This window comes from Streptomyces yerevanensis, from assembly GCF_000716805.1.
Classification (GTDB): domain Bacteria; phylum Actinomycetota; class Actinomycetes; order Streptomycetales; family Streptomycetaceae; genus Streptomyces; species Streptomyces flaveus.
Genome location: NZ_JNWJ01000041.1, coordinates 1 through 24,541, shown reverse-complemented (window position 1 = coordinate 24,541; position 24,541 = coordinate 1). Strand labels below are relative to the sequence as shown.

Below are 24,541 nucleotides of genomic sequence, written 5' to 3'. Positions count from 1 at the left end.
GCGATGGCCTCGGCAGTCCGCCGTACACCACGTCTGTGGACGCGACCCCGTGTGCGTCAGCGTGTCTCCCGCAGCCGCTGGCGGCGCATGGCCTGCGTGCCCAAGAGGAGCGCGACGGTCAGGCAGGCAACGGCCAGCGGCGATCGGTTGGTCTCCATCCACTCGACCAGATCGTCGCGCCGCCACGTGATCAGGGCCATGCCGCTGCCTCCGGTGACCATCCACAGCAGCGAGACCAGTGGACTGTTGCGACGCGCCCCCAGCTCCGCGAGGAACAACAGTCCTCCCGAGAGCAACACCATGGCAGCGACAAGGATCTCGCCGTCCACACCGCCGACGAGAATCGCCTCACCGAAGAGCAGGGAGACGCCGGCCAGGAACGCCTTCAGCCCGGCCTGCCCGTCACTGGGAAGCACCAGCACGGCCACCATCTGCACCCCCATGACAGCAGCAACCACCCACATGGCATCCATGTCCCGCGCTCCCCTCGCTCACGTGCCGGCCAGACACACAGCGTCAGCGGAGAAGTCCGGGACGGGTCCCGGAGGCGGCTCCTCACCCTCCCCACAGGCGCCCCGCTCAACCGTCGGAGGCAGGCCGTCGGTCCTACAGTGAGAAAAGCGCGCAACTCGGCCCATTCAGGGGAGACTTCACATGGCACTGTTCGGAAACGCCCACACCGTCGACCCGGCGAAGGCCCAGCACGACTACGCGCGACTGCTCGGGCAGGACGAGCAGGTGTACGCCGCTTACCTGCTGATCCGCGACACCATCCTCTTCACCGACCGCCGCCTCATCCTCATCGACAAGCAGGGCATCACCGGCAAGAAGACGGAGTACCACTCCGTCCCGTACCGCAGCATCACCCACTTCTCCGTCGAGACCGCCGGCCACTTCGACCTCGACGCCGAACTGAAGATCTGGATCTCCGGCACCCCCGCCCCGATCGAGAAGACCTTCACCAAGGGCGTCGACATCTACGAAGTCCAGGCGATCCTCACGCAGTTCGTGGCGCGCTAAGGGCTGCGCTTCAGGCTGACGATCACCGATCTGCTCGTGGAACTGCCGTCATGGGCAGCTTCGGCGGAGCCGACGCCGAGGATCTTGTCGGTCCCCGGCACCGCCGTGATGGCGTTCAGCCGGAGCGACTGCTGTGAACCGGCCTCGATCCAGTCGGCGCTCGGCAGCTCTGACAGCGAGATCCCTTCGCAGTTGCCGCCCGCGGTGAGGTACCGGCCGGCGCTGAGGACCACCCCGTGCTCACCGTCGCGGACCCAGCGGTCGCGATCGGAACACGCTCCCTTCGAGTTCGGCAACTTGATCCAACCGCTGCCGTTCCAGCGCACCCGGAGGGCCTCCGGGGCGGGGTCCGGTTCGTCGTCCTCGGGGAGGGAGGTGTGGTCGCCGTAGACACGTATGTCGTCCTTCGCCAGCGCGACGACCTCGGTGAAGTAGGCCAGCTGCTCGGGCGCCGGGACTGCGTAGTGGTACTCCGGCGTCGGTACGGGCTTCCAGGCGCGGCCGTCCCAGTGCACGGTGGCGGGCTGGGCGCCCGGAAACCCCGGACCCTCGTCAGGACCGTGCGGGTAGTCGTAGCCGACCGCCCACAGGTCGTCGGACGCGACGCCGTCGAGTGAGGTGACGGCGACGGGCAGGTCCACGGCAGTCCAGCGGGCGCCGTCCCAGTGGGACGCACCGGCCTCACCATCGAGGACCCAGATGTCGTCCGCTGCGAAAGCCCGCACATCAGCCACCGGGTGGCCGTCGGGCAGCTCGGGCAGCGCCGTCCAGCGCGTGCCGTCCCAACGGGCCATGTGCGGCGCTTCCCCCTCCACCTCCCCCTCCTCCATGCTCGCCGTGAGCAGGATGCCGCTGGAGCCCACAGCGTCGAGGCGCACATGGGCAAAGAGGCTGCTGCCGAACGACGTCGGCATGGGACGCCGCTGCCATCCGGTGCCGTCGTCGTGCAGGAGGAAGCTGTCGCCCGCCACCCAGATGTCGGCGGCGGCGGTCGCCATCACGTCGTACAGCTCGCCGGTCTCTTCGAAGACCTTGTCGTACTTCCAGGTCATACCGGAGTCGATCACGGCGCGAAGGCCTGCCACGGTGACGAACAGGAGCAGCATCGCGGCGAGCGCCATGTTGACCTTGAGCATGCGCATGTTCACGTACAGGTAGAGCGGTACGGCAGCGCAACAGTTGCACCCTTTACGCTTTCTGCACCTACGGTCGGCCCTCCCGCATGGCGGGCCCGAACTCACACCAGACGATCTTCCCCGGGTCCCGCTCGGCCACGCCCCACTTGTCCGCCACCGCCGACACGAGCAGCAGGCCGCGCCCCGACTCTCCCGCAGACGGCACGACGCGCGGCTCCCCGTCGCCGCTGTCGTGGACCTCCACACGGAGCGCTCCGTCGCCGCACGGGAGGAGGCAGAGCCGGAAGCCCCGGCCCGGAGGTACGCCGTGGAGGAGGGCGTTGGTGGTGAGCTCGCTGACGCACAGCAGGACGTCGTCGTACGTCGCTTCCGGTACGCCCCAGTCCTTCAGCGCGGCCTTCGTGAACTCCCTTGCCGCCGGGATCGATTGGCGTTCTCGTCGGTAGAAGCGTTCGCGGGGAGCGGGTGAGTTTTCGTTGTTCACAGGACGAGTGTCACGCTCTGTGTCCATGATGGAGCAGTGCGTGGGCTCGTACGGATTTCTTGTACGGACCTGTCGCAGTGAACGTACGTACCGCGGTGGGGAGTTGGACCTGTATGAACTCCAGGAAGCGTTCGCGCAAGAACGCATCGGCGATGAAGATGGTCGGCGCGCAGTTGGCTGTGCTGAGGCGGGCGGCCGGTTTCACCCAGCGCACGCTCGCCGAGCGGGCACGGGTGGACGAGGAGACGATCGCGTCGATCGAGCAGGGCAGACGGCCGCTGAAGGAGGACTTCGCGGAGCTGCTGGACAAGATCCTTGACACGAAGGGGGTGTTGGCCGCGGCCGTGGACAACATGCCCGAGGTGGACCTCATCCCGCGCTTCGCCGAGGAGTTCGTCGACTACGAGCAGCAGGCGATCGCGATCTCCTCCTACCAGAACCAGGTGTTGCCCGGTCAGTTGCAGACGACGGCTTACGCTCGGGCGGTCTTCCGCAGCCGCGTTCCCGTCTACGACGAGGACGAGATCGAGCAGAAGGTCGCGGCGCGTATCGAGCGCCAGCAGATTCTGCACCGCAAGGTGCCGCCGACCACCAGCTTCGTGATCTGGGAGGCGGTGCTTCAGGACTTCTTGGGCGGCAAGGAGGTATACGTGGAGCAGTTGCGGCGCCTGCGTGAGTACGCCGAACTGCCCGGACTCGCCCTGCAGGTCCTGCCGTTCGGGCGCACCATGCACGCCGCCCTCGACGGACCCTTCGTCCTGCTGGAGACGCCCGATTACCAGCGCCTCGCCTACAGCGAAACCCAACGCGGCAGCCAGTTGGTCGGTGATCCAGACGAGGTGGCGATCCTCGCTCAGAAGTATGCGATGCTGCGGACTCAGGCCCTCAACACCGAGGACACCAGGGGCCTGTTGGACCGTCTGCTGGGAGAGCAATGAGCAGCGCACTGCACTGGTTCAAGTCGGCCTACAGCGGCGACGAGGGAGGCGACTGCCTCGAAGTCGCCTACGCATGGCGGAAGTCCAGCTACAGCGGCAGTGAGGGCGGCGACTGCGTCGAGGTAGCCACCCACCCCTCAGCCATCCACATCCGCGACTCCAAGACCCCCGACGGCCCGCTCTTCACCGTGACCCCCGCCGCTTGGACGTCGTTCCTCACGCTCACCCGCGACTGACACCGACAACGCAACCGTCACCGCGATCGACGCGACGGCCATCACCACCATCGCCGCCCCCGCCGACGTCAGTTGAGCCACCGCCCCCGCCAGCCCGGCAGCCACCCCCTGCATCGTGAGCATCCCGGCGGAGTGCAACCCCAGGGCGTGACCGCTGAGTTCGGGCGGGGTGAGGGCCATCAGCTGTTCCTGCTGGACCAGGCTCGCGCCGAAGCCGACAGAGGCCACAGCCACGACAACCGCCGCCACCGGCACCCCCGGCCGCAGAGCGAACAGCAGGTACGGCGCAGCCAGCAGCAGTAGCAGCGGGACGCCGAAACGGGGCCGCACCCGAGACGGAAGGAAGCGGCCCACCGTCACGTCCCCCACGAACATCCCCAGCGCCGCGCAGGCGAAGAGCAGACCCGCGTGGTCGGGGGCGTACGGGACGTACAGCGACTCGCAGCCGACGATCAGGCCGTTGGGGACCCAGAGGAGCAGGTAGACGTTGCGGCGGGGTGCGTACGACCACAGGCGTGCGTTCGTACGCCAGGTCTCGGCCACGGAGGGGCGGCCGGACGCGCGGGGCGGGCGGCGGGTCAGGCCGAGGCGGGCCGTGATCGCTGCCGCGAGGTAGAGCGTCGCGGCCGTGAGCAGGGTGCCGCGCGGGGACAGGAGCGTGACGAGGACGCCGCCGGTCGCGTACCCGGTGATCTGCGTGAGCCCGTTCGCCATGTTGAAGACCGAACGGCCCAGCAGATAGCCGTTCTTGGGCAGGATCTCGTTCAGCAGGCCCCAGCTGACTCCTCCGCCCAGCGAGGCCACCAGGCCCAGCAGCAGGATCAGGGCGAAGATCGCCCACAGGGGCACGGGCGTCGCCAGGATCGCCGTACCCGCCGCGAACGCCAGGGCGATGCCCGTGATCGTCGCCCGGGGAGGCAACCGGTCGGCCGCCGACAGGAGTGTGGTCGCGCCCAGGACCTGGGCCAGGGACGGGCCGAACATGCTCAGCGCCGAGAGCAGGGGCGAGTCGGTGGCCGCGTACACCAAGGTGCCCAGGGCCAGACCGCTCATCGTCTGCGCGGCCCCTTTGACCAGGGAGGTCAGGAACAGCGGCGTGAACTCCGGCGTACGGAACAGGGATTGGTAGGAGCGCATGAGCGGAGTCTCGAAGCGTCCGCATCCCGGCCGATAATGTTTCGCACTGAGGCGAAACCACAACAACGGTGAGCGGAGGGCGGGCAGACAGGCATGGGCTGGTGGCAGGTCAACGCCGACACTCTCGCCGGGAGCCGTTTCGTGCTGTCTCCGCTCGCCGAGACCCTCGCCGGTCTCAAGGCGCTGCACGCGGGGGCGGCCGCGCACCCCGGCGAGCGGACCTGGCTCGATGCCCATCTCACGGAGTACAGAAGGCGGTTGGCCGCCGATCCCGTCACCGCCGCCCTCGTGCGGGCCGGTCTCGGCAAGGAGTGGACCGCCGACTTCCTCGCGCCGACCCCGACCGGAGAGCCGGAGGACTTTGCGGCGGAAGTCGCGCGCGTACGGGACACGTCCCCCGAAGCCGCCCGAGCCCACCTCGTCGTCGCCCTGGGCGGCGGCCCGCTGCCGCGCATCCTCCAGGACCGCGACGACCTGCCGTCCCGTGCCGCCGACCTGCTCCAGTACGTCTGGGCCGAAGCCGTACGCCCCTACTGGGCCCGGCGGCGACGCGTACTCGAAGCCGATGTCGTCGCCCGTACCGTCCAGTTGAGCCAGGGCGGCTGGGCCGCCGCGCTCGACGCGATGCGGCCGGGCATGCGCTGGCTGGGCGAGAACCGGCTCCAGGTCAACCTGCACGAGTATCCGCCGCGCGAGATCTCCGGCGCCGAGCTCTTCTTCGTACCGGTCACGCCCCAGCGGCGCGGCTGGGTCTCCTGGGAGGATCCGCACCGGTACGCGGTCGTGTACCCGTGCTCGGGCGCGCTGGCCGGGGCCGAGCCGGTCGCCGCGCCCGAGAGCCTCAACCGGCTGCTCGGACCCGCCCGGGCCGGCGTACTCGTGCTTCTCGACTCCCCTTTGAGTACGAGCCAGTTGGTGGCCGTCACGGGGCACGCACTCGGCTCCGTCGGCCGCCACCTGAAGGTCCTGCTCGACGCCGGGCTCGTCCAACGGCGGCGGGCGGGACGGTCGGTGCTCTATTCCCGGACGCCGGCGGGCGAGGTTCTCGTCAAAGCGGGTCTTCGAAGTTGAGCTTGTCGTTCGGCCTGCGTCGGAGCAGACTGCGGGGGCTTCCGCCCGGACAGTGGTGAGGCCAGACAGTGGTGAGGACGCCGATTCATCTGCTGACCGTCGGCGCGCCTTCCGGGGCACTCAGCAAGGCCTGGGGCAGGTAGGCGGATTGGACGCGCAAGGTCCAGCCGTGTACCTGGGCTGCGAGTGCGGCCAGGGCGATGGTCTTCTGCGGCAGCAGGCTGCGGGGTGCCGCATCGGGGGGAGCGCTCTCCCGGTGCTGGACAAGACGATGTGTCAGAGCCCGTTCGAAGGCCGACTGGTCATCCTCCAAGAGCACGCGCAGCAGTTGCTGATCCGGCGTCAAGTCGCCGAGGGCATTCAGGCGTAGCGCCCCATCGAGACGCTCGTCGACCTCCGGCATGCACAACGTCACGGACGGCCAGTCCCGAGGCAGGTGTCCACTGGCCTTGGTCAGGTAGCAGGCAAGGGTGTCCATCTCCGCCAGTTCCGCCGGATCCGACTTTGACTCCAGCTTCGAGTACGGCACCCCGTCGTGGATCGTGGACGCATGGTCACGCAGCAGCAGCCCGACAACACGGTCCCGCTCCCACACCATGCCGCTGATCAGGCCCAATGCGAAGGCATCCAGCCAGTCCCTCGCGGTGGATGCGTGCTCCACCACGTCCCCGAAGGCCAGGTCCTCGCTGCTGATGCTCTCGTCGACGAGAGGAAAGACGATCTCTTGGTCGCCGTCGGGATGGGAACCGAGGTCCAAGAAGCCCAGGGCGCACTCCGCCGCAGTGCGCAGGACGATGCGTGACGGGGGTGTGCTGAGTTGGGGGTCCGCCACCGTGCGGGCGGCGAGATGGTCGAGGAGGTCGTCACGCATCGCTTGCAACTCCGCGTCGGAGTAGCAGTCGTATTGCATCGTGTGCCAACGGCTTATGATCCGCCCCTCGATGCCCTCCAGCGCCTGCTCGATCCGCTGCTCGCTCACCTCGTGCCGGATTACATCCTTGATCGTCATGTACGTCATCCTGGCAGCCGCCACTGACATCACAGGTGCCCGGCCCTGACCACAAGTTGAGCGCTGCGGTCATCCGTCGGCCCCGTCCCCCCAGAGGTTGCTTTCTGAAATTGTGACACTTCTGGCTGAGGTGTCACAATTTCGCGCACCAGCCTCCCTACCCCCCCGGGCCCGAGTCGGGGCGGTTTCGGTTCGTCATCCGGGGAGCCGGTCTTCACACACAGGTTCCTGAACCCTGCCACACACCCGCCCAGCCCATCACGTCGCAAGCCTCCACCGTCCCGGCATCGAGTCCCACTCGCCAGTCAGGTTGGATAGCAGTGTGGCGTAACAGCCAGAAGCAAGAGGGGGAAGGAAGGTGTTGGATTCCTGGATCCTGGCAGTGCTCTTTGTGGGCTTCGGACTGCCCTTCGTGCGTGTCCAGAAGGGCCGGCGTCTCCTGGGCCTGATCAAAGCTTCTACCGCCACGGGAACCCTGTGCTACCTGCTCGGCTGGTCCCAGGTCTTCTTCGCCTTCCCCTCGCACGCATGCCCCGACTTCTTTGACCGCCGCCCCCTCGTCCAGTTCGACCGCTACGAGAGCGGCACCTTTCCGCTTCACGCCACCTGCTACTGGGACAACGGCGAGCAGAAGGAACTCGTGAGCGGCTGGGTCAACCCACTCCTGTCCACTTGTACGGCCGTGTTGATCGGCTGCCTTGTGACGCTGGCGGTCCTCGCCTACCGCCGATCTCAAGAAGAGCGCACACGTTGAACGACCCTGCCTTACCCGGCGTCAGGCTCTCCGCATCACTACCGGGCTCTCCTGCTCGCTGAGCCCAGCCCGCGGCCGCCCCTGGGAGAACGCGGGGCACGGCAGATAAACGCGCAACCTTGGAAGCTGAACAACAAGTTGAGTACCTGTTTCTGGTCCTCGGTCCTCGGTAGCCTCGAGTCCTACGCCGGCATGGTGTCCGAGCGCGCCGGACGGGCTGGGGGAGAGGAACCGAGGTCGACGAGGAAGCCGACGCAGTGAGCTGCGAGCAGTCCGCGCACGACATGGCCGCTCGAATCGAGCATCTGGCGCAGACTGAGCCCGGGCGCTTGGGCCTGCCCGAGCAGACGCCGGCACCTTCACCACGGGATACCAGGGTTCGGTTGCTGGGACAGGGAGAGAGCTATACGGCCTGGCGCCTCGACGTCGACGGAAGTCCTTCCTTGGTCGTCCGGGTCACACGTCGGGCTCCCGAGGACCTGCCCAGGCCGATGAGCAAGGAGTTCGCCGCCCTCCCCCATCTTCCCGACGGCATCGGCCCCTCGGCCGTGCTGCTGGAACAGGCACACGACAACCCTCTGGGGTCTCCCTACATGGTGTGCGGGTACGTTTCCGGCCGGGTGTTCCAGCCCGCAGAGTGGAACGACGGCCTTCTGGCCGCACACGCCCGTCAGATGAGCAGGCTCCACGCCAGGGCCTTCGACCGGTGCGGTGACGTCGGCGCACCGGCCGAGGAACAAGCCACGTATCTGTCACTGACCCACCTGTTCGCCACCAGCCTCACCTGGTGGCGCGAGACATTCCCGCACGTGGTCGACGATCCGGAGGTCAGCCGGCTGCTCCCCCGCGTGGAAGCCTTCGTGGCGGCGGCGGAACCCACCTTCCGGCGCCTGGAGCGGTTCACCCTCATCCACGGCGACCTCGTGGTGCCCAACATCCTGGTCGACGACGCCGGCACGCCACGTTACGTGGACTGGGAATGGGTCGAAATCGGCGACCCGGCAAAGGACCTGGCGTACATCGGTGGCTACGTACCGGCTCCGCCGTGGTATCTGCCGCTGGACCGTACGAGGATCCGCCGGTTGCTGGAGAGCTATCTGCGGTACGCCCCCGACACCTGCGACGAGACGCTGGACAGCCTCGCGACGCGCCGCGACGCGTGGGAGGTCTACGAGCGGTTCTTCTCCTCCCTGCACTTCCGCACCCGCCGCAACACCTCCGAGGACCTGCAGACCGGTCTCTACACCCACGCGGTCGCTCAGCTCACAGCCGGCCTCCGCCACCGCCTCGCCCCGTCGTGATCCAGCCCTCGACACCGCCCGCGGGCCCATGCTCTCCGTGAGCCCGCGCGGCTTCGGCGTCCCGTCAGAGCCGCGGTGCGCCCGTCACCGACATCACCAGCGAGTACAGCGACGTCGTGGCCGTGATGAACATGCGGTTGTTCTTCGGGCCGCCGAAGGCGATGTTGGACACCGTCTCGGGGATCAGGAGGCGGCCGATGAGGGTGCCGTCGGGGTCGTAGCAGTGGACGCCGTCGTCGAGGGCGGCCGCCCACAGGCGGCCCTCGTCGTCGAAGCGGATGTTGTCGAAGTGGACGCCGTCCTTGCCCTCGGCGAAGACCTCGCCGGGCGACAGGGTGCCGTCGTCGCGTACCTCGTGGACGTGGATGCGGGCGGCCCGGGAGTCGGAGACGTACAGGCGCCGTTCGTCGGGCGAGAAGATCACGCCGTTCGGGCCCTCGAAGCCGTCCGCGACGAGGCGGACCTCCCTTGTCACCGGGTCCAGCCGGTACACGTTGCACGCGCCGATCTCGGACTCCGCCCGGTGGCCCTCGTAGTCGGTGAGGATGCCGAAGTCCGGGTCGGAGAAGTAGATCGAGCCGTCGGAGCGTACGGCGGCGTCGTTGGGGCTGTTGAGGCACCGGCCCTCGTAGTGGGAAGCGAGGACGGTCACCCGGCCGTCGTGCTCCGTTCGCGTCACCCGCCGGTTGCCCTGCTCGCAGGTGATCAGCCGGCCTTCCCGGTCAAGGGTGTTGCCGTTGCTGTTCCCCGCCGGAAGCCGGAAGACCCCCACCGTCCCCGTCGTCTCGTCCCAGCGCAGGAGGCGGTCGTTGGGGATGTCGCTCCAGATCAGCTGGCGCCAGGCGGGGACGTACAGCGGGCCCTCCGCCCAGCGGCAGTCGTCGTACAGGCGCTCCAGCCGGGCGTCCCCGAGCGTGCAGCGCCCGGTGCGGAAGCGGTCGTCGAGTGTCTCGTAGATCCCATTCACGGTGGTCACGCCGGGGACCTTATCGATCCCGGTTAGCATCCGAACATGACTTCTTCCGACGCGTCTTCCGTATCTGTGTACGACATCGACATCAATGCCCTGCAGGGCGGCTCCGCCGACCTCGGGCAGTACAAGGGCAAAGCCGTACTCATCGTGAACGTGGCCTCCAAGTGCGGGCTCACTCCGCAGTACGCGGGCCTCGAGCGGCTGCACGAGCAGTACGCGGACAAGGGCTTCACCGTGCTCGGGGTGCCGTGCAACCAGTTCCTCGGGCAGGAGCCGGGGACTTCGGAGGAGATCGCGGAGTTCTGCTCGGCCACGTACGGGGTGACCTTCCCGATGACCGAGAAGGTCGAGGTGAACGGGGAGGGACGGCATTCGCTGTACGAACGACTGGTCGGCCACGCCGACGCCGAGGGGCACACCGGTGACATCCGGTGGAACTTCGAGAAGTTCCTGATCGGCCGGGACGGCGCGGTCGTCGCCCGTTTCTCGCCGCAGACCGAGCCGGAGTCGGCGGAGGTCGCGGCGGCCGTGGAGAAGGCCATCGGTTGACTCGGTTAGCTCAGTTGGCTCGGTTGGCTCGGTTGAATTCGGGCTCCGGTTGACCTTGCCCCCTGGGGCAGGGGGCACTGTCCTTGTCGCCGGGCGGAGGCCTCCGGCGGGATGTCGGGGGCGCCGTTCGTCGTCTACTTCTCCGAGGTGTCCGAGGAGAGCGACGGACCGGGAGATCGGATGGGCCCTGTCGGCCAACTGTCAGCGGGTGGTTAGCGTCTACACGAACAGAACGCCAACACCAGCCTGCACGAGTCGAACGGAACGGAAGAGCCTCAGTGGCCTTTGCCGAGCTGACCCCGCGCCGCCCTGTCCTGCGCTCTGACAAACCGGCACGGGCACGTGAGCCGTGGTACGAGCGCCACCGAGTGCCGCTCTCGGTCGCCGCCTGCGCCTTTCCGCTGTACTTCGTGTGGTGGGCGGTCTTCGCGACTGGCGGCGGCGATCTGGCAGCGCAGGTGGCGTGGGCGGAGTTCGCGAAGATGTACCCGGACTCCGCCTACAACCTGTTCTGGTACGGCGGTCTGCACGCTGTGAACTACAGCGTGATGTCGCCGTACGTGATGGCGGCGATGGGCGTGGTGCCCGTCACGATGCTCTCGGGGCTCGCGGCCTCCTGGCTGGCCGGTGAGGTCGTCGTGCGCACGGGCGTGCGCAGACCGGTGTGGCCCGCGCTGGCGGTGACGCTCTCACTGTGGTGCCAGGTGGTGTCGGGTCGCTCGACATTCGTGCTGGGCACGGCCTTCGGCATGGGGGCCGTGCTGGCGGTGGTGAGCGGGCGGACCAAGCGGCATCTGGCCGTGGCGGTCGTGTGCGCGACGCTGTCCACGATGGGGAGCCCCGTATCCGGGCTGTTCCTCCTGGTGGTCGGCGCCGCGTACCTGCTGTCGCGCGAGTGGGACCGGGCGGCCACGCTGGTCGTGCCGCCGGTCGTCGTCGTCGCCGTCACCACGCTGCTGTTCCCGTTCGAGGGCGAGCAGCCCATGCCGTTCAGTCGCATATGGCCACCGGTCGTGATGTGCGTGGTGGTCGTGCTCACGGCGCCACGCCACTGGCGGGTGCTGCGGTTCAGCGCCTCGGTCTACGCGCTCGGCGTGGTGCTCTGCTATCTGATGCCCACGCCGATCGGCACCAATGTCGAGCGGCTTCTGGAGTTGGCGGGCCCGGCGGCCCTGCTGGCCATCGCGATGTATCAAGGCGACCGGAGCGAGGCCGACAGAAACGGCTCGGGCGCTGAGAGCTCCGAACAGAATGGGAGTCCGATCAGCTCGCGGCGTCTGGTGCGTGCGATCGCAAGGCGCCGGAAGGTCCTCGTAGCGGAGCTACTAGGACCTTTTGGCAACGCGGCGAGCGTGCGTGCCAGGCGTCGCGAGCCGGGCGCCCATTCTGTTCGGAGCTCTGAGGGCGGCACACCGCCCGCCCGGCTGCCCCTCGCGTGGTTCACGCCCCGGCGGCGGAAGGTGGTCTGCGTGGCGGCCATGGTCCTGTCCCTGACCTGGCTGTCCGGCAAGACGATCGCCGACATCGTCACGAACACCAAGGTGCCCGAGTGGGCGGTCAAGACCGACGGTGTCGTGGCCGAGCTCAAGCAGCTGGGCGCCGAGGAAACGCGCGTCGAGGTGGTGCCTGCCCGCGACCACCGGGAGGCCGCCATCCTCGCGCCCTACATCAACATGGCCCGCGGCTGGAACCGGCAGGCCGACGTCGAGCGCGGCCGTCTGTTCTACGAGGGGCACGGCGGAACCAAGGTGCCGGAGGGCGCCTTCTCCTCGGAGGCCTACCGGGCCTGGCTCTCCCAATGGGCCGTGGGCTTCGTCGTCCTCGTCAACGGTGAACCGGACGGCCCCGCGAAACTGGAGCACGCTCTGGTGACCAGCGAGCCGGAGTATCTGGAGAGGGTGTGGGAGGACGCCAACTGGAAGATCTACCGGGTGAAGAACGCGACCCCGCTGGTCGACAAGCCCGCCTCGATGGTGAGCTCCGACGGCGCCAACCTGGTCGTCCGCATGCCGAAGCCCGGCGCGGTCACCGTACGGATCGCCTACTCGCCGTGGCTGTGGGCGGACAAGGGTTGTCTGAGCGACGCGGGTGAATTCACGCGTCTGACGGTCCAGGAGGCCGGCGATGTCCGGATCAGCTCAAGATACGGCGGCCCATCCCACGAGACGCCGCTGGACTGCAAGACCGATGATTCCTGAAGGACGCTCTCCTGCTGCTCCACCGAGGCACCTCGGGCGCCAACGTCACGGCGCGTTGCTTGTTTGCGACAGTGATGTCACCCGACCGGTTGAGGACCAGCATGTAGAACCCGGAGTGGTGCGGCCGGCGGGGCCCGGGGCGTCCGTGCGCCTCCAGCGGGGGAGACGTCGCCGCCGCGACCCGCACGATCCCGAGGTCCACCAAGCGGAGGGTCGCCGTGAAGTCCGCCGTGTGCTGGGTGCGCACGTCGACGGGGGCGAAGGCGGGCGGTCCACGCATGCGGACGCCCCTTTCCGGTCCACATGGATCGGAAAGGGGCGTCCGCCGCGAAGTGCGGCGGTCAGCCGAGACGAGTCAGCTTCTTGTCGAAGCCCGGCTCGGTGAGGTCCGACTGGAGCGTGACGGGCACCTCGACGGCGCCGCCCGTACCGTCTCCGACGATGAGGGCACCGACCTTGGTCCCGGCCTTCGCCTCGTGCGGAATCTCCGTGCCGCCGTCGCTCAAGGTCAGCTCGACGGTCTTGCCGGCCCAGCCCACCGCGGAGACGTCCTGCGTGGCGACGACCCGGGCCCGGCCGCCGAACCCGTCGTCCACGTACCCGACGACGTCGCCCTTCTTCAGGATCTTCGACGAGGTCAGCGCGTCCTGGGCGGCGACCATCGCGGTCTTGCTGACCGCGTTGACGGTGTCAATGATCGGCGGCTTGTGCTGGCCGAGGATCGCGCCGACGACGGTGACGATCTCACCGTCCACGTCCTCGGTGGCGGCGAACAGCAGGTTGCCGCCGGCCTTGGTGGTGGAGCCGGTCTTGATGCCGATGGCGTTGTCGTACGGGACGAGGCGGTTGAAGTTCTGCCACTTCTTGCCCGAGGGGTCCTTCCAGGTGGGCAGCTTGGTGATGTCCGTCAGCGCCTTCATCCGGACCAGCTCGTTGCCGAGCTTCACCTGGTCCTCGGCGGTGGAGACGGTGGTCTCCTTCAGGCCGGAGGGGTCGGTGTACTTCGTGTTCTTCATCCCGAGGTCCGCGGCGGCGTCGTTCATCTTCTTGACGAACGCGGCCTCGTCGCCGCCCGAGTCCCAACGGGCCAGCAGCCGCGCGACGTTGTTCGCGGACGGAATCATGATGGCGGCCAGGGCCTGCCGCTGGGTGAGGGTGTCGCCCGCCTTGATGGTGTTGAGCGTGGACTCGCCGTCCTTGTCGTAACCGCCCTCCGTCTCGGCCTTCGCGTCGACGGGGATGTTCTTGCCCTCCTCGCCGGACTTCAGCGGGTGGTCCTTGAGGATCACGTACGCGACCATGGCCTTGGCGACCGAGCCGATGGCGACGGGCTGCTGCTTGCCGAAGTTGTCGACCGTGCCGACGCCGTTGACGTCCATCCAGCCCTGGCCCTCGCCGGGCCACGGCAGGGTGACCTTGTCGCCCTCGAAGGTGTACGTCTCGTCGGCCGTCAGCGCGAGGGTGGGCGTCGGCAAGGGGCGTACCGCCTGCACGACCGCGAACACCACGGCCAGCAGGATGGCCAGCGGCGTCCAGATCTTGACCCGCCGCACGATTGTCCGCACCGGAGTCTCCGGAGGCGGCGGCGTGTTCGTCAACTCCGCCAGCAGATCGATCGGCGGCCTGGGCGGCAGGGGTTGCTGCGCGGTCTGCTCCGGCCCGACCTGCGGAATGGCAGCGGTCTCGGCGGCGGGCGGAACGGCCGGCTTCTCCTTGGGAGGAGCCGGTTCGTCGAGCGGCTTGAGCGCCACGAACTTGCTGGTGCGCTCGGCGTCACGCTCGGGGGTGGTGGGTTTCTCGTCCGGCTTGTCGTCGGGCTCGGTGCCGGCGGGCTTCTCGTCCGGCTTGGCATCGCCCACCTTGAGCGTGGTGGTGGGCTGATCAACAGCGGGCGCCCGCACCTTGAAGGTTGCGGTGGGCTGGTCGACGGGACGCTTGGGCTCGTCCTCACCAGCACTTGAGCTGGGCTCGGGCTCGCCCTCGTCATCCCGCTCGGCAGCCGGGACGTTTCCGCTGCTGACACGGGGGTCGCGCTTCGGGTCGGGGTCTTGGCCGGTCGCGGAGCCGGTCGCGGAGCCGGACCCCGCGTCGCCGCCGTCCCGGCCACTCTCGGATTCGGGCTTCGCGTCGGCGCCGGAGGCGGGAGCGGCTTCGCCGCTGGGGGTGGCGTCCTTCGGCTCGTCCGCGTCGGCGGTACGGCCAGGGGCCGGGGCCTCTTCGGCCGAGGGATCGGCGTCGTGGCCGCCCGCGGAGTGGTCGTCCTCCGCGTCAGCGGTGGCACCATCCACAACGACGCTGGAGCCAGACTCCGCGCCAGTGCCCGGGGCGGCGGCCGAGGCGGCTCCGCCGCCGGGGGTCGCGTCCGCCTTCGACTCGTCCTCATCGTCGCTACGGCCACCGGCCACGGCGTCTTCGGCCGAGGGCTCGGCACCGGAGCCGCCCACAGGGGCGTCGTCCTCCGCGTCAGCGGACACATCCTCGCCGGAGGCATCTCCGTCGGCGCCGGAGGCGGCGTCCGTCTCCGGCTCGTCCGCACCAGAACCACGGCTACCCGCTGAGGTGTCATCGCCCGAGGGCCCGGCGTCCGACCGCGCGTCGGCGCCGTCCTCCGGCTTCACCTCCGACCGCTCGGCATCCTCCGCGGCCTCGGCCTCGGAGCTGCCCGCAGGGTGGTCCTCCTCGGCGTCACCGCCAACTGCCGCACCGGCCTCCTGGTCGGCGACCGCCGAGGAGGAGGCGTCCGCCTCCGGCTCGTCCGCATCAGAGCCACCGCCGGCCGCCGGGGTTTCCTCGCCCAGGGGCTCCGCGGCCTCGGCCTCGACGTCGCCCACCGACCGGTCGTCCTTCGCCTCCACAGTGCCGGAGGCGCCCTCCGCCGCGACCGCATCCTCCGGCTCGGAACCCGAGTCTGCCTCGGAGTCCGTACGCGCCTCCTCGGCGTCGACCTCCGCCTCCGGAGCCGTACCGTCGTCGGCCGAAGGCGCCGCGTCCTCGTCACCCTCGACGCCGCCGTCACTCTCCGCCTCTGCCCGCGACTCACGGTCACCTGAGCTCGAATCCGAGCCCGCGCCCTCAGCCCCGGCACCCGTCCCCGCGACCCAAGCCGCCACAGCGTCCCGCAGCCGGGCGTCACCCCCCTGGGACGACTGGGAGCCGTTCGCACCGGACTCCGCGGCGTCCTCCGCTTCCGAAGCAGCCGCAGAGTCCTCCCGCCCGGGGGAACCCTCAGCAGTCAAGCCCTCCGCCCCTGCCGTATCCGACGCAACCGAACCTGAAGCCTCCGTACCCGAGGCGCCCGAAGCCGACACGTCCGAAACCGAGACGTCCGCGATACCGCGCGTGGAGAACACCGCCGTGGCCGTGTCCACCCTCCCCCGCTCCCGCCGTCGCTCGCGCGGCGGGACCGCCGCCGCTACCGCCTCGCGGGCCACCGCGAGCCGCGGATCCGCACCCGGCGCGGGACGCGCGTCGGACCCGCCCCCGGAGCCGGAGGCAGGACCCGGAACCGGAGCCGTACTCCCCGACGTCGGTTCTGCCGACGACTCGTGCTGCTTCGACCTGTCGGGGGACTCGCCCGCCACCGATGCCTCCTCCATGCGCCACTCACCGTGCGCCCAACCGAACCATGAACCCTTGAAGAGCCGCCAACAGAAGCCCGGAACCGATGTCCGAACCATGCACCAGTGTCCTGTGTGCGGGCTTAACCCCTGCGGTAGACGAGAACGACATACCTACCGGTTCCACTACATTCCGGTCACGCGCTCTCGACAGACCATTGTGAGAGGGGTCACCCTGTCATTCATCCACGCGGGGAGGCATGGATGGGCAGGAGCCGCAGAACGATTCCGGAGGAGCTTCTGTTGCTGGCGCTGGACCCGACCACGGGTACCACCGCACAGCCGCAGTCGCTCGACCTTGGTCTGGCCGGAGCACAGCTAGTGGAGCTGGCGCTGGCCGGACGGATAGCCCCAGACGGGGATCGTATCGCCGTGGTAGTACCACGGCCGACCGGAGATCCGACTTTGGACTGCGCGTTGGAGTTGCTGCGAAGGCGTGGCGCTCCCGTGCGTGCCGTTCACTGGATCGGCGGGCCCCGACTGGGGCTGCGCCAGACGTACCTATCGCATCTGGAGCGCTGCGGCATGGTCCATGCCGTCGCGGGACAGATGTGCGGGGTGCTCCCGACGACTCGCTATCAGGCGACCGACACGGAGATCAGCCGGGAGATCAAGGCCCGGCTGGACAGTGCGATCCGCACCGGCGTACCGCCGGACCCGCGGACCGCCGCACTGGCCGCGCTGGCGCACGCCGTCGGCCTGGGCAAGCACCTCTACCCGGGGAACGAAGGGCGCTCCTCGCGCTCCCGCCTCCGGGATCTGATCAGGCACGACCCCATGGGCGGACTCGTGGCGCACGCCGTGATGGACGTCCAGAACGGTGTGGCCGCACAGCCGCGCCGCAGCCCGGCCCCGACGGCCGGCCGTCAGGCCACCGCCGGAGCCAGGCCCGCATCGGAACCCACACGGGGTGTTCCGATGCAACCGCGCCGCGGATCCATGGCGCGCGCCGTGGCCCACTGAACCGCTGTTCCACGGCACAAGGCACCACACGACAACTGCAGGGCACTACAGAGCACCACGCGCACACCGTCAGCGCCGCACCGCAAGTCCCCAAGACCCGGTTCGGGAGCCGCTGAGCCGCGCGGGGCGGCAGGCCGTACGTCCGGACGACGACACGGCCCGCCGCCCCGCGCGGCCGCATGTCCGGTGCGCTTCCGTAGCGCCCCCAAGGGGCGCGGGGCTGTGACATATGCGGCTCCGCCGTCCGGGCACCACCAGCCACAACGGACCCGCAGGTGACGCACCGGACTTCCAGCGGAGCGCTTGAGCGGCGGCAACATGGCGCATACCCACCGCATATCCGCAGTTTCCCAGCGCTGACACACGCCTTGGTGGCAATCTGCTCAACAGCAGACACGCAAAGTACAGGCCGCACGCAGCCGGAGGTGCACGTCCCGTGGCGTCCAATGTCAATCCCACCGTCAGGCGACGCCGGCTGGGCCAGGAGCTGCGCCGGCTCCGCGAGCTCAAGGGCATGACCGCCGAAGAGGTCGCCGAGCGCCTGCTCGTCTCCCAGTCGAAGATCAGCCGCCTGGAGAACGGACGGCGCAGCATCAGTCCGCGCGACGTCCGTGACCTGTGCGGGGTGTACGAGGTCGAGGACCAGAGAATGGTCGACGGCCTGATGGAAATGGCCAAGGCCTCGCGCCAGCAGGGCTGGTGGCACGCGTTCGGGGACATCCCGTACAGCGTCTACATCGGCCTGGAGACGGACGCCGAATCGCTGCGGGTCTACGAGCCCCAGATCGTCACCGGACTGCTCCAGACCCCCACGTACGCCGAGGCCATCGTCCGCGGCGGATCGCCCGAGTCCTCGGACGCCGAGATCGAGAAACGCGTCCAGGTCCGGCTGCGGCGCCAGGAACGCATCAACGCCGAGAAGGACCCGCTGCGCCTGTGGGTGGTGCTGGACGAGGCCTCGCTGCGCCGGGTGGTCGGCGACAACAACGTGATGCGCGAGCAGTTGGAGCACCTCAACGAGATGGCCCAACTCCCCCACATCACCGTGCAGATACTGCCGTTCGACGTCGGCGCGCACTCCGGTCTTGCCGGGCAGTACGCGATCCTGGAGTTCGCCGACGCGGCCGATTCGAGCGTGGTGTACATCGAGGGTGTCACCAGCGACCTGTACCTGGAGAAGGCGCCGGACGTGCAGAAGTACAGCCTCATGTACGAGCATCTGCGGGCCCAGGCTCTCAACCCCGAACAGTCGCGTCAGATCATCGCCGACATCGCGAAGCAGTACGCCCGTGGAGACCGCATGGACTGAAGGGCGCAGATTGTAGACCTCGGCGCACCTTAACAGAAGGTCTGGATGGCATATTCCACCCAGACGAGTGAACGGCTCCTCCGGACGAGGAAGTTGGCGAGTAGCGTCGATCACGCCACTCGATCAACAAAGTTGGCGCGAACCGCGCTGTGGCCCCAATGGCCCGGTGACCTCGGCCAGCGATTCACCATCGGAGCGAACATGGCAATTCTGCAAGGCGCCACGAAGACCTGGACGAAGTCCTCGTACTCCTCCCCGAACAGCGCGTGCGTCGAGGTCAAGTCACCCACCACCTCGGCTCTCGCCGTCCGCGACTCCAAGGCCCCCGAGGGCCCGACCCTGGCCTTCCCGGCCGCGGCGTGGAGTGTCTTCGTGACATCGGTCAAGCAGTGAGACCTGAGGGTCCCTGACCCTCGGCCACCACTGGCCGGACCAACTCCATATGCACCACTGCAAGAGCCCTCTCGACTGGACGCCGTCACCAGCCGAGGGGGCTGCGTTTTTGCCTGGTGCACCTGATCGCGGAACTTCGGGCGAAGTCGAACGGGATGCCTCTCCCAAACTGACGCTCCATCAGCTACACCGGACCCATGACAGACGACGCGACGCACGCAGACGAAACCCGCAGCCACCTGTATGCCGAACTGGCCGCCGTCGGCCCCTACGGAGCCGACCTCGGGCACGCGCTCATCACCATGGTCGAGCCGCATCCCGGCCGGGAGCGCGAGTACAATCGCTGGTACGAAGACGACCACTACATCGCGGGCGCGATGGCCATGCCGTGGATGTACGCGGGACGTCGCTGGGTCGCCACGCGGGACCTGCAACTCCTGCGCTACCCCCAGACCTCCTCCGTCGCGCAGCCGGTGACGGCAGGGTGCTACATATCCGCCTACTGGATGACCGCGGGCCGCTACGCCGACCACATGCGGTGGACCGTCGGCATCAACAAACGCCTCAACCGCGACCACCGCGTCTTCCAGGACCGTACGCACGTCTTCACCGCGTTCCAGGACCACGCGGTGACCGTCTACCGCGACGGCGACCACGGGCCGCGTGACATCCACGCCCTCGACCACCCCTTCGCCGGGCTCGTCGTCCAGGTCATCGACGCCGACTCCCCCGGCAGCCGCGGCGAACTGCTCGCGTGGCTGCGCGACGACCACCTTCCGAAACGGCTGGCGGGCTCGCCCGCGGCCATGGTGACCGTCTTCACGCCGACGCCGTTGCCCCTGGACCGGATGACCTACGTCAAGCAGGTTGAGGGGGTCGGGACCCGGCTGACCCTGTTGTGGTTCCTCCAGCATGATCCCCGCGACCACTGGCTCGACCACTTCGCGGACCTGGACACGGCAGTGGCGGCTTCGGGGCTGGGCGACGTGCAGTTCGTCGCACCGTTCATCCCCACGGTGCCCGGGACGGACCGTTACGTGGACGAGCTGCGGTGAACCCGCCGGCGACTGCCGCTACCGGGAGGCCTCTTCGATGGTGACGTTGACCTCGTCGGCCCCGGAGAGTTGCTTGATGCCGCTGTCTGCCATGTGACCGATGATGATCAGGCCGGTGGCGTGGGAACCGCCGCGGTAGAAGACGGCGAGATTGCCCCACGGCGCGTAGTAGGCGAGGTCGCCGGCGCGGGGGGCGGCCCCATCCGGGGCGCCGGAGGTGGACAGTCGGCGAGGCAGGTCGGCGATCTTCTCGGCCTGGTGGAAGTCGGTGAGGTTCAGGGTGAGCGGAAGCTGGGCGGCGAAGTCCCTGGCCGCCGCGCTGTCGTTCAGGGTGGCGTCGACGGGGGTGCCGTCGATGGCGAGCCGGATGTTCATGTCGGGGTGTCCTGGCGGGAGTTGGGCGGGAGGGCGGCCCAGGATCACGGGCGTCCAGGGGAGGGGATGTGCAGGGGGTTCAGTCAGGGAGGGGTTCGGCGTAGTGACGGAAGGCGTCGCGCTTGAGGTGGATGTCGTACAGGCGCCCGGCGAGGACCTCGGGGCTGCTGTGTTCGGCGTCGGGCCGGATGGCTCCTGGGACGATCAGCTGCGCGGCGTGGATGTTCTCCGGGGCGAGGGCGTCGTGGAGCATGCGGGCGTAGGCGCTCTCGGCGGCGAAGGCGATGGAGGTGCCGGCCACGGCGGGGTTCGGGCGTACGGCGCTGGCGCCGTTGACGAACAGCAGGGTGCCGCGGCCGAGGTTGCGCATACCGGGCAGGACGGCGTTCACGGCCGCGACGGGGCCTTTGGCAGAGAAGGACAGCGGCGCGTCGAGGTCGTCCGCGCCGGTGTCGAGGACCGGCTTCATGAAGTCGGCTCGGGGCACGGGGCTGTACTGGAGGATCTCAATGGTCCCCAGGGCGGCCGCGGCCGCGTACAGGGCTTCGTTCAGTGACTCGATGTCGAGGACGTCGGCGGTGAAACCGCGGGCCTGGATGCCGTCGCGGGCGAGTTCGGCAGTCAGTTCGTCCAGCTTCTCGGCGTTGCGGGAAATCAGGGCGACGGTGTGCCCGGCGGTTCCGAAGCGGCGGGCGGTGGCCAGCCCGAGACCGGGGCCGGCGCCTATGAGGGCGAACGTGGTCATGGTGGGCCCTTGAGTGAGTGGGTGTGGTGAGTGAGTGGCGAGGGCTGGACGCCGACGGGGTCCGGCCCCCGGGTCGGGTCAGGGCGTGAGGAGGGTCTTGATGGCGCGGCGCTCGTCCATCGCCTGGTAGCCCTCGGCGACCTGCTCCAGGGGGAGGGTGAGGTCGAAGACCTTGCCGGGGTTGATGCGGCCGGTAAGGACGCGGTCGATGAGGTCGGGCAGGTAGTCGCGCACGGGGGCCGGGCCGCCGCGCAGGCCGACGTGGGAGAAGAACAGCTCCTGGCCGTCGATCGCCACGTCGTGGGGGACGCCGACGAAGCCGACGTTGCCGCCGGGCCGGGTGGAGCGCAGGGCCTGCTGCATGGCTTCGGGGGTGCCGACGCATTCCAGTACGGAGTCGGCGCCGACACCGTTCGTCAGCTCCTTCACGCGGGCGATGCCTTCTTCGCCGCGCTCGGTGACGATGTCGGTGGCGCCGAACTCGAGGGCCAGCTTCTGCCGGGGCTCGTGCCGGCTCATCGCGATGATGCGCTCGGCCCCGAGTTCCTTGGCGGCGATGACGCCGCACAGGCCGACCGCGCCGTCTCCGACGACGACGGCTGTGGAGCCGGGCCTGACCTCCGCGGCGACGGCGGCGTACCAGCCGGTGCCCATCACGTCGGACACGGCGAGCAGGCTGGGCACGACATCGTCGGCGGGCAGCTCGGGGGTGGCTACGAGTGTGCCGTGCGCGTTGGGGATACGGACGTACTCGGCCTGACAGGTGCTCATGAACTCGCGGCGAGCGCAGTTGGACTGGTAGCCCGCCTGGCAGTTCGGGCAGGTGTTGTCCGAGGTGGCGAAGGAGCCGACCACGAACTGGCCGGGCTTGACGTTGGCGACCTCGCTGCCGACTTCCTCGACGATGCCGACGTACTCGTGTCCCATCGGGTGGGGTTCGTCGACGGGCTCGATGCCGCGGTAGGGCCACAGGTCCGAGCCGCACACGCAGGTGACGGCGGTACGGATGATCGCGTCGGTCGGGTTGACGATCCCGGGTGCGGGGACGTCCTCGACCCGGATGTCGCCAGGGGCGTGAATGATGGTTGCGCGCATGATGCCTTTCGATGACGTCATTTCGATGGCGTCCGGAAAAGAAACCGGCGGGCTGGGGGCGACTCATCGGTGGAGTGTTTTCCGGTGACAGGAGCTGATCTCCGGAGCTGATCTCCAGAGCCGCTCTCCGGTCGCGCCAATGAGCTTGCCACTGTCGCGCGTACCCGCAAAAGGGGAGGGTTCCATCCTGGGAGCACATCATCCAGGGAGAAAACTCTCCCCCCTTCCCACCGTGACAACGGCGCCATCCGCAGTAGGCTGCTCTCGTCCGTGAACTGTCGGCAGCGGATCGCCACTTCAGCGAGTGATCACTCGGCTGACAGTCGTCGGCGGTCCACGAGGCGGCGCGAATGACCGGGCGGAAAGGTTTCCTGGGATAAATTCGACCCCCTCATAATTTGATGGTTTCATGCGACAGTTACTTGCATGGAAAGCAGCGTACATTTGAAGAAGCTGGGTGAATTCCTCAAAGCCCGGCGAGCGGAGTTGAGTCCGCGCACGGTCGGGCTGCCGGAGACCGGCGCGCCACGGAGAGTGCCCGGTCTGCGGCGGGACGAGGTCGCCCGGCTGGCCGGGCTCAGCAGTCTTCACTACACCCGCCTGGAGCAGGGACGCGTAGGGCCGTCGGCGGCCGTGCTCGCGACGCTCGTCCGCGTCCTGCATCTGAACGACGAACAGCGGGATCACCTGTTCGCGCTGGCCGGCAAGGTGGGGGTCAAGGTCTGCCGGCGGCCGGCGCAGAAAGTTCAGCCCCAGGTGCGACGGTTCCTGGACGGCATCCCGTTCACCCCAGCGCTGGTGCTGGGGCGGTACATGGACATCCTCGCCTGGAACCCGTTGGCCGCCGCCCTGTTCACCGACTTCTCCCAAATGCCGGGAAAGAAGCGGAACTTCATCCGGCTCCTCTTCACCGAGCCCGCCGTGAGGGCGCTGTACCCGGAGTGGGAGCGCGTTGCCCATGCCTGCGTCACGCAGTTGCGGATGGAGGGCGCCAAGTGCCCTGGAGACGCGCAGCTCGTCGAACTGGTGGGTGAACTGTCTGTGGCTGACGCCGACTTCCGGCGATGGTGGGGTGCCGAGCACGCCACGGCGCTGAGCGTGGGAACAAAGACCCTGCGGCATCCGCTCGTCGGGGAGATCACCCTCGACTGGGACAGCTTCATCTCCACCACCGACGCCGAGCAGCAACTGGTGATCTGGACCGCCGAACCCGGTACGGCATCGCACGACAGCCTGCGTCTGCTCTCGTCCTGGACGGCTCAGCCGGCCGCACGTGCGTCCGACGCGCCCTGACACGTCTCACCGACATGTCTCACCGTTTCTGTCGGACCGGGAGCTGACAATTCGACGCGTGCGTCAGCAGCCGCGAAATTCGTGAATCCTGCATCTTTCCCGTCCGCTGATCACCGCCCCACACTGTCGTGCTTGCGTTCAGCGGTTTCCTCTCTCGGGAAACAGAGCCGAATACCCCTTGAGAGAAGAACATCCAGGGAGAAAACTCTCCCTCCCACAACTGATGCCGACGATGCAAGACTGCCCGGCGTGACCGACCGCGGGCCTCGCAGCACGTGCGAATTTCTCAGCGCCCGGTGGTGATGACGTCACGGGATTCGCCCCGTTCCTGCCGCTGCGCAGGCCAGGAGCCCCCGCCCGCCGAGTCCGAAAGCGTATGTATGTCTTCCACTGAGTTCACCGATACAGACGTTCCGCCCCCCACCGACTCCACCGAGTCCACCGGGTCCCCGACAGCGCCGACCCGACGCACTTTCATCGCCACGACCACTGCCGTCGGTGGTGCCGTCGTCGTCGGCGGCTTCATCGCCGGGTCGGATTTCATCAATGCGGACGATGCGGAAGCCGGCGAGGCCGCACCCTCCAGCCGCGTCTCGCTGACGGTGAACGGCTCTCGGCGAACCGTCACGGTCGACAACCGCACCTCGCTGCTGGATCTGCTGCGCGAGCACCTGGACCTGACCGGCTCCAAGAAGGGCTGCAACGCCGGGGCCTGTGGTGCGTGCACCGTCCTGGTCGACAACCGGCGCGTCAACTCCTGCCTGACCCTGGCGGCCCGTTTGGAAGGTGCTGAGGTCACCACGATCGAGGGCCTGGCCGACGGCGACGAACTGCACCCGCTGCAGCAGGCGTTCATCGACGAGGACGCCTTCCAGTGCGGTTACTGCACG

Annotated in this window: 24 protein-coding genes; 14 read left to right on the top strand and 10 right to left on the bottom strand. The window is 68.6% G+C overall.

All coding sequences use genetic code 11. The annotated features are described in order from the left end of the window. Window positions 1-56: 56 nt before the first annotated feature. Window positions 57-473: a hypothetical protein gene (locus tag OP79_RS33785; RefSeq protein ID WP_157857400.1), complete on the bottom strand. Its 417-nt coding sequence runs from the start codon at window positions 471-473 to the stop codon at window positions 57-59. Window positions 474-654: 181 nt separating this feature from the next. On the opposite strand from OP79_RS33785, the gene OP79_RS33780 reads away from it, so the two are divergent. After that, a complete protein-coding gene (locus OP79_RS33780; RefSeq protein ID WP_033325663.1) occupies window positions 655-1,020 on the top strand; it encodes a PH domain-containing protein in 366 nt (121 codons plus the stop codon). Here the strand turns inward: OP79_RS33780 and OP79_RS33775 are convergent. Together OP79_RS33775 and OP79_RS33770 are read right to left on the bottom strand one after the other, a co-directional pair. After that, a complete protein-coding gene (locus OP79_RS33775; RefSeq protein WP_157857399.1) occupies window positions 1,017-2,168 on the bottom strand; it encodes a beta propeller repeat protein in 1,152 nt (383 codons plus the stop codon). The genes OP79_RS33780 and OP79_RS33775 overlap by 4 nt on opposite strands. 55 nt (window positions 2,169-2,223) lie before the next feature. Then, window positions 2,224-2,667, bottom strand: coding sequence for an ATP-binding protein (locus tag OP79_RS33770; RefSeq protein WP_051745118.1), 444 nt, complete (start codon window positions 2,665-2,667; stop codon window positions 2,224-2,226). Between the two features lie 86 nt (window positions 2,668-2,753). On the opposite strand from OP79_RS33770, the gene OP79_RS33765 reads away from it, so the two are divergent. Further along, window positions 2,754-3,578, top strand: coding sequence for a helix-turn-helix domain-containing protein (locus OP79_RS33765; RefSeq protein WP_033325657.1), 825 nt, complete (start codon window positions 2,754-2,756; stop codon window positions 3,576-3,578). Beyond that, window positions 3,575-3,814, top strand: coding sequence for a DUF397 domain-containing protein (locus OP79_RS52405; protein ID WP_078492169.1), 240 nt, complete (start codon window positions 3,575-3,577; stop codon window positions 3,812-3,814). Before OP79_RS33765 ends, OP79_RS52405 begins: the two co-directional genes overlap by 4 nt. On the opposite strand, the gene OP79_RS33760 is transcribed toward OP79_RS52405, so the two are convergent. After that, on the bottom strand, window positions 3,716-4,951 hold the full coding sequence (locus OP79_RS33760) for an MFS transporter (protein ID WP_051745117.1): 1,236 nt from the start codon (window positions 4,949-4,951) through the stop codon (window positions 3,716-3,718). The two genes, OP79_RS52405 and OP79_RS33760, sit on opposite strands and share 99 nt — an antisense overlap. Window positions 4,952-5,044: 93 nt before the next feature. On the opposite strand from OP79_RS33760, the gene OP79_RS33755 reads away from it, so the two are divergent. Beyond that, a complete protein-coding gene (locus tag OP79_RS33755) occupies window positions 5,045-6,022 on the top strand; it encodes an ArsR/SmtB family transcription factor (protein WP_033325655.1) in 978 nt (325 codons plus the stop codon). Window positions 6,023-6,107: 85 nt separating this feature from the next. Here the strand turns inward: OP79_RS33755 and OP79_RS33750 are convergent, their stop codons facing one another. Next, window positions 6,108-7,031 (bottom strand): immunity 49 family protein, encoded by a 924-nt coding sequence (locus OP79_RS33750; protein WP_342669565.1) that lies wholly within the window; start codon window positions 7,029-7,031, stop codon window positions 6,108-6,110. A 361-nt stretch (window positions 7,032-7,392) separates the two neighbouring features. Here OP79_RS33750 and OP79_RS33745 point away from each other — a divergent pair, with 361 nt between their 5' ends. Together OP79_RS33745 and OP79_RS33740 are read left to right on the top strand one after the other, a co-directional pair. After that, on the top strand, window positions 7,393-7,785 hold the full coding sequence (locus OP79_RS33745) for a hypothetical protein (protein ID WP_033325653.1): 393 nt from the start codon (window positions 7,393-7,395) through the stop codon (window positions 7,783-7,785). A 284-nt stretch (window positions 7,786-8,069) separates the two neighbouring features. Beyond that, window positions 8,070-9,086, top strand: coding sequence for a phosphotransferase family protein (locus OP79_RS33740; protein WP_245685544.1), 1,017 nt, complete (start codon window positions 8,070-8,072; stop codon window positions 9,084-9,086). Window positions 9,087-9,150: 64 nt separating this feature from the next. Here OP79_RS33740 and OP79_RS33735 read toward each other — a convergent pair whose 3' ends face one another. Further along, window positions 9,151-10,062: an SMP-30/gluconolactonase/LRE family protein gene (locus OP79_RS33735; RefSeq protein WP_033325652.1), complete on the bottom strand. Its 912-nt coding sequence runs from the start codon at window positions 10,060-10,062 to the stop codon at window positions 9,151-9,153. A 36-nt stretch (window positions 10,063-10,098) separates the two neighbouring features. On the opposite strand from OP79_RS33735, the gene OP79_RS33730 reads away from it, so the two are divergent. Further along, window positions 10,099-10,608, top strand: coding sequence for a glutathione peroxidase (locus OP79_RS33730; protein ID WP_033325649.1), 510 nt, complete (start codon window positions 10,099-10,101; stop codon window positions 10,606-10,608). Between the two features lie 368 nt (window positions 10,609-10,976). Then, window positions 10,977-12,806: a hypothetical protein gene (locus OP79_RS33725; protein ID WP_033325696.1), complete on the top strand. Its 1,830-nt coding sequence runs from the start codon at window positions 10,977-10,979 to the stop codon at window positions 12,804-12,806. A gap of 341 nt (window positions 12,807-13,147) precedes the next feature. Here the strand turns inward: OP79_RS33725 and OP79_RS33720 are convergent, their stop codons facing one another. After that, window positions 13,148-16,402, bottom strand: a complete 3,255-nt coding sequence (locus OP79_RS33720; protein WP_078492167.1) for a hypothetical protein — start codon at window positions 16,400-16,402, stop codon at window positions 13,148-13,150. A gap of 225 nt (window positions 16,403-16,627) precedes the next feature. Between OP79_RS33720 and OP79_RS33715 the strand changes: the two genes are divergently transcribed. The 4 genes from OP79_RS33715 to OP79_RS33700 all read left to right on the top strand — a co-directional run bounded on the left by OP79_RS33715 (window position 16,628) and on the right by OP79_RS33700 (window position 20,143). Continuing rightward, window positions 16,628-17,386 carry a GOLPH3/VPS74 family protein gene (locus OP79_RS33715; protein WP_033325647.1) on the top strand — a complete coding sequence of 253 codons (759 nt, stop codon included), beginning with the start codon at window positions 16,628-16,630 and terminating at the stop codon, window positions 17,384-17,386. A 436-nt stretch (window positions 17,387-17,822) separates the two neighbouring features. Beyond that, window positions 17,823-18,695: a helix-turn-helix domain-containing protein gene (locus tag OP79_RS33710; protein WP_033325646.1), complete on the top strand. Its 873-nt coding sequence runs from the start codon at window positions 17,823-17,825 to the stop codon at window positions 18,693-18,695. A gap of 201 nt (window positions 18,696-18,896) precedes the next feature. After that, complete coding sequence (locus OP79_RS33705) at window positions 18,897-19,088, top strand: DUF397 domain-containing protein (protein ID WP_033325645.1); 192 nt, start codon at window positions 18,897-18,899, stop codon at window positions 19,086-19,088. 197 nt (window positions 19,089-19,285) lie between these two features. Next, window positions 19,286-20,143 (top strand): hypothetical protein, encoded by an 858-nt coding sequence (locus OP79_RS33700; protein WP_033325644.1) that lies wholly within the window; start codon window positions 19,286-19,288, stop codon window positions 20,141-20,143. A gap of 18 nt (window positions 20,144-20,161) precedes the next feature. On the opposite strand, the gene OP79_RS33695 is transcribed toward OP79_RS33700, so the two are convergent. The 3 genes from OP79_RS33695 to OP79_RS33685 all read right to left on the bottom strand — a co-directional run bounded on the left by OP79_RS33695 (window position 20,162) and on the right by OP79_RS33685 (window position 22,358). Beyond that, window positions 20,162-20,518, bottom strand: coding sequence for a cyclophilin-like fold protein (locus OP79_RS33695; protein WP_033325643.1), 357 nt, complete (start codon window positions 20,516-20,518; stop codon window positions 20,162-20,164). 79 nt (window positions 20,519-20,597) lie between these two features. Beyond that, window positions 20,598-21,263: an SDR family NAD(P)-dependent oxidoreductase gene (locus tag OP79_RS33690; protein ID WP_033325642.1), complete on the bottom strand. Its 666-nt coding sequence runs from the start codon at window positions 21,261-21,263 to the stop codon at window positions 20,598-20,600. A 78-nt stretch (window positions 21,264-21,341) separates the two neighbouring features. Then, the gene (locus tag OP79_RS33685; RefSeq protein WP_033325694.1) at window positions 21,342-22,358 is read right to left on the bottom strand and encodes a zinc-dependent alcohol dehydrogenase family protein; all 1,017 of its coding nucleotides are present in this window, start codon (window positions 22,356-22,358) and stop codon (window positions 21,342-21,344) included. A gap of 426 nt (window positions 22,359-22,784) precedes the next feature. On the opposite strand from OP79_RS33685, the gene OP79_RS33680 reads away from it, so the two are divergent. After that, window positions 22,785-23,651, top strand: a complete 867-nt coding sequence (locus OP79_RS33680) for a helix-turn-helix domain-containing protein (protein ID WP_033325641.1) — start codon at window positions 22,785-22,787, stop codon at window positions 23,649-23,651. Between the two features lie 380 nt (window positions 23,652-24,031). Further along, window positions 24,032-24,541 (top strand): (2Fe-2S)-binding protein (locus OP79_RS33675; RefSeq protein ID WP_033325640.1); only part of this gene is annotated, 510 nt, incomplete at its 3' end.

Bases quoted from the DNA above. Each gene is read 5' to 3' on its own strand.
- OP79_RS33785 (WP_157857400.1), bottom strand. From the start codon at position 473: ATGGATGCCATGTGGGTGGTTGCTGCTGTCATGGGGGTGCAGATGGTG.
- OP79_RS33780 (WP_033325663.1), top strand. From the start codon at position 655: ATGGCACTGTTCGGAAACGCCCACACCGTCGACCCGGCGAAGGCCCAG.
- OP79_RS33770 (WP_051745118.1), bottom strand. From the start codon at position 2,667: ATGGACACAGAGCGTGACACTCGTCCTGTGAACAACGAAAACTCACCC.
- OP79_RS33765 (WP_033325657.1), top strand. From the start codon at position 2,754: ATGAACTCCAGGAAGCGTTCGCGCAAGAACGCATCGGCGATGAAGATG.
- OP79_RS52405 (WP_078492169.1), top strand. From the start codon at position 3,575: ATGAGCAGCGCACTGCACTGGTTCAAGTCGGCCTACAGCGGCGACGAG.
- OP79_RS33760 (WP_051745117.1), bottom strand. From the start codon at position 4,951: ATGCGCTCCTACCAATCCCTGTTCCGTACGCCGGAGTTCACGCCGCTG.
- OP79_RS33755 (WP_033325655.1), top strand. From the start codon at position 5,045: ATGGGCTGGTGGCAGGTCAACGCCGACACTCTCGCCGGGAGCCGTTTC.
- OP79_RS33750 (WP_342669565.1), bottom strand. From the start codon at position 7,031: ATGACGATCAAGGATGTAATCCGGCACGAGGTGAGCGAGCAGCGGATC.
- OP79_RS33740 (WP_245685544.1), top strand. From the start codon at position 8,070: ATGGCCGCTCGAATCGAGCATCTGGCGCAGACTGAGCCCGGGCGCTTG.
- OP79_RS33730 (WP_033325649.1), top strand. From the start codon at position 10,099: ATGACTTCTTCCGACGCGTCTTCCGTATCTGTGTACGACATCGACATC.
- OP79_RS33720 (WP_078492167.1), bottom strand. From the start codon at position 16,402: ATGGAGGAGGCATCGGTGGCGGGCGAGTCCCCCGACAGGTCGAAGCAG.
- OP79_RS33715 (WP_033325647.1), top strand. From the start codon at position 16,628: ATGGGCAGGAGCCGCAGAACGATTCCGGAGGAGCTTCTGTTGCTGGCG.
- OP79_RS33705 (WP_033325645.1), top strand. From the start codon at position 18,897: ATGGCAATTCTGCAAGGCGCCACGAAGACCTGGACGAAGTCCTCGTAC.
- OP79_RS33700 (WP_033325644.1), top strand. From the start codon at position 19,286: ATGACAGACGACGCGACGCACGCAGACGAAACCCGCAGCCACCTGTAT.
- OP79_RS33695 (WP_033325643.1), bottom strand. From the start codon at position 20,518: ATGAACATCCGGCTCGCCATCGACGGCACCCCCGTCGACGCCACCCTG.
- OP79_RS33690 (WP_033325642.1), bottom strand. From the start codon at position 21,263: ATGACCACGTTCGCCCTCATAGGCGCCGGCCCCGGTCTCGGGCTGGCC.
- OP79_RS33685 (WP_033325694.1), bottom strand. From the start codon at position 22,358: ATGCGCGCAACCATCATTCACGCCCCTGGCGACATCCGGGTCGAGGAC.
- OP79_RS33680 (WP_033325641.1), top strand. From the start codon at position 22,785: ATGGAAAGCAGCGTACATTTGAAGAAGCTGGGTGAATTCCTCAAAGCC.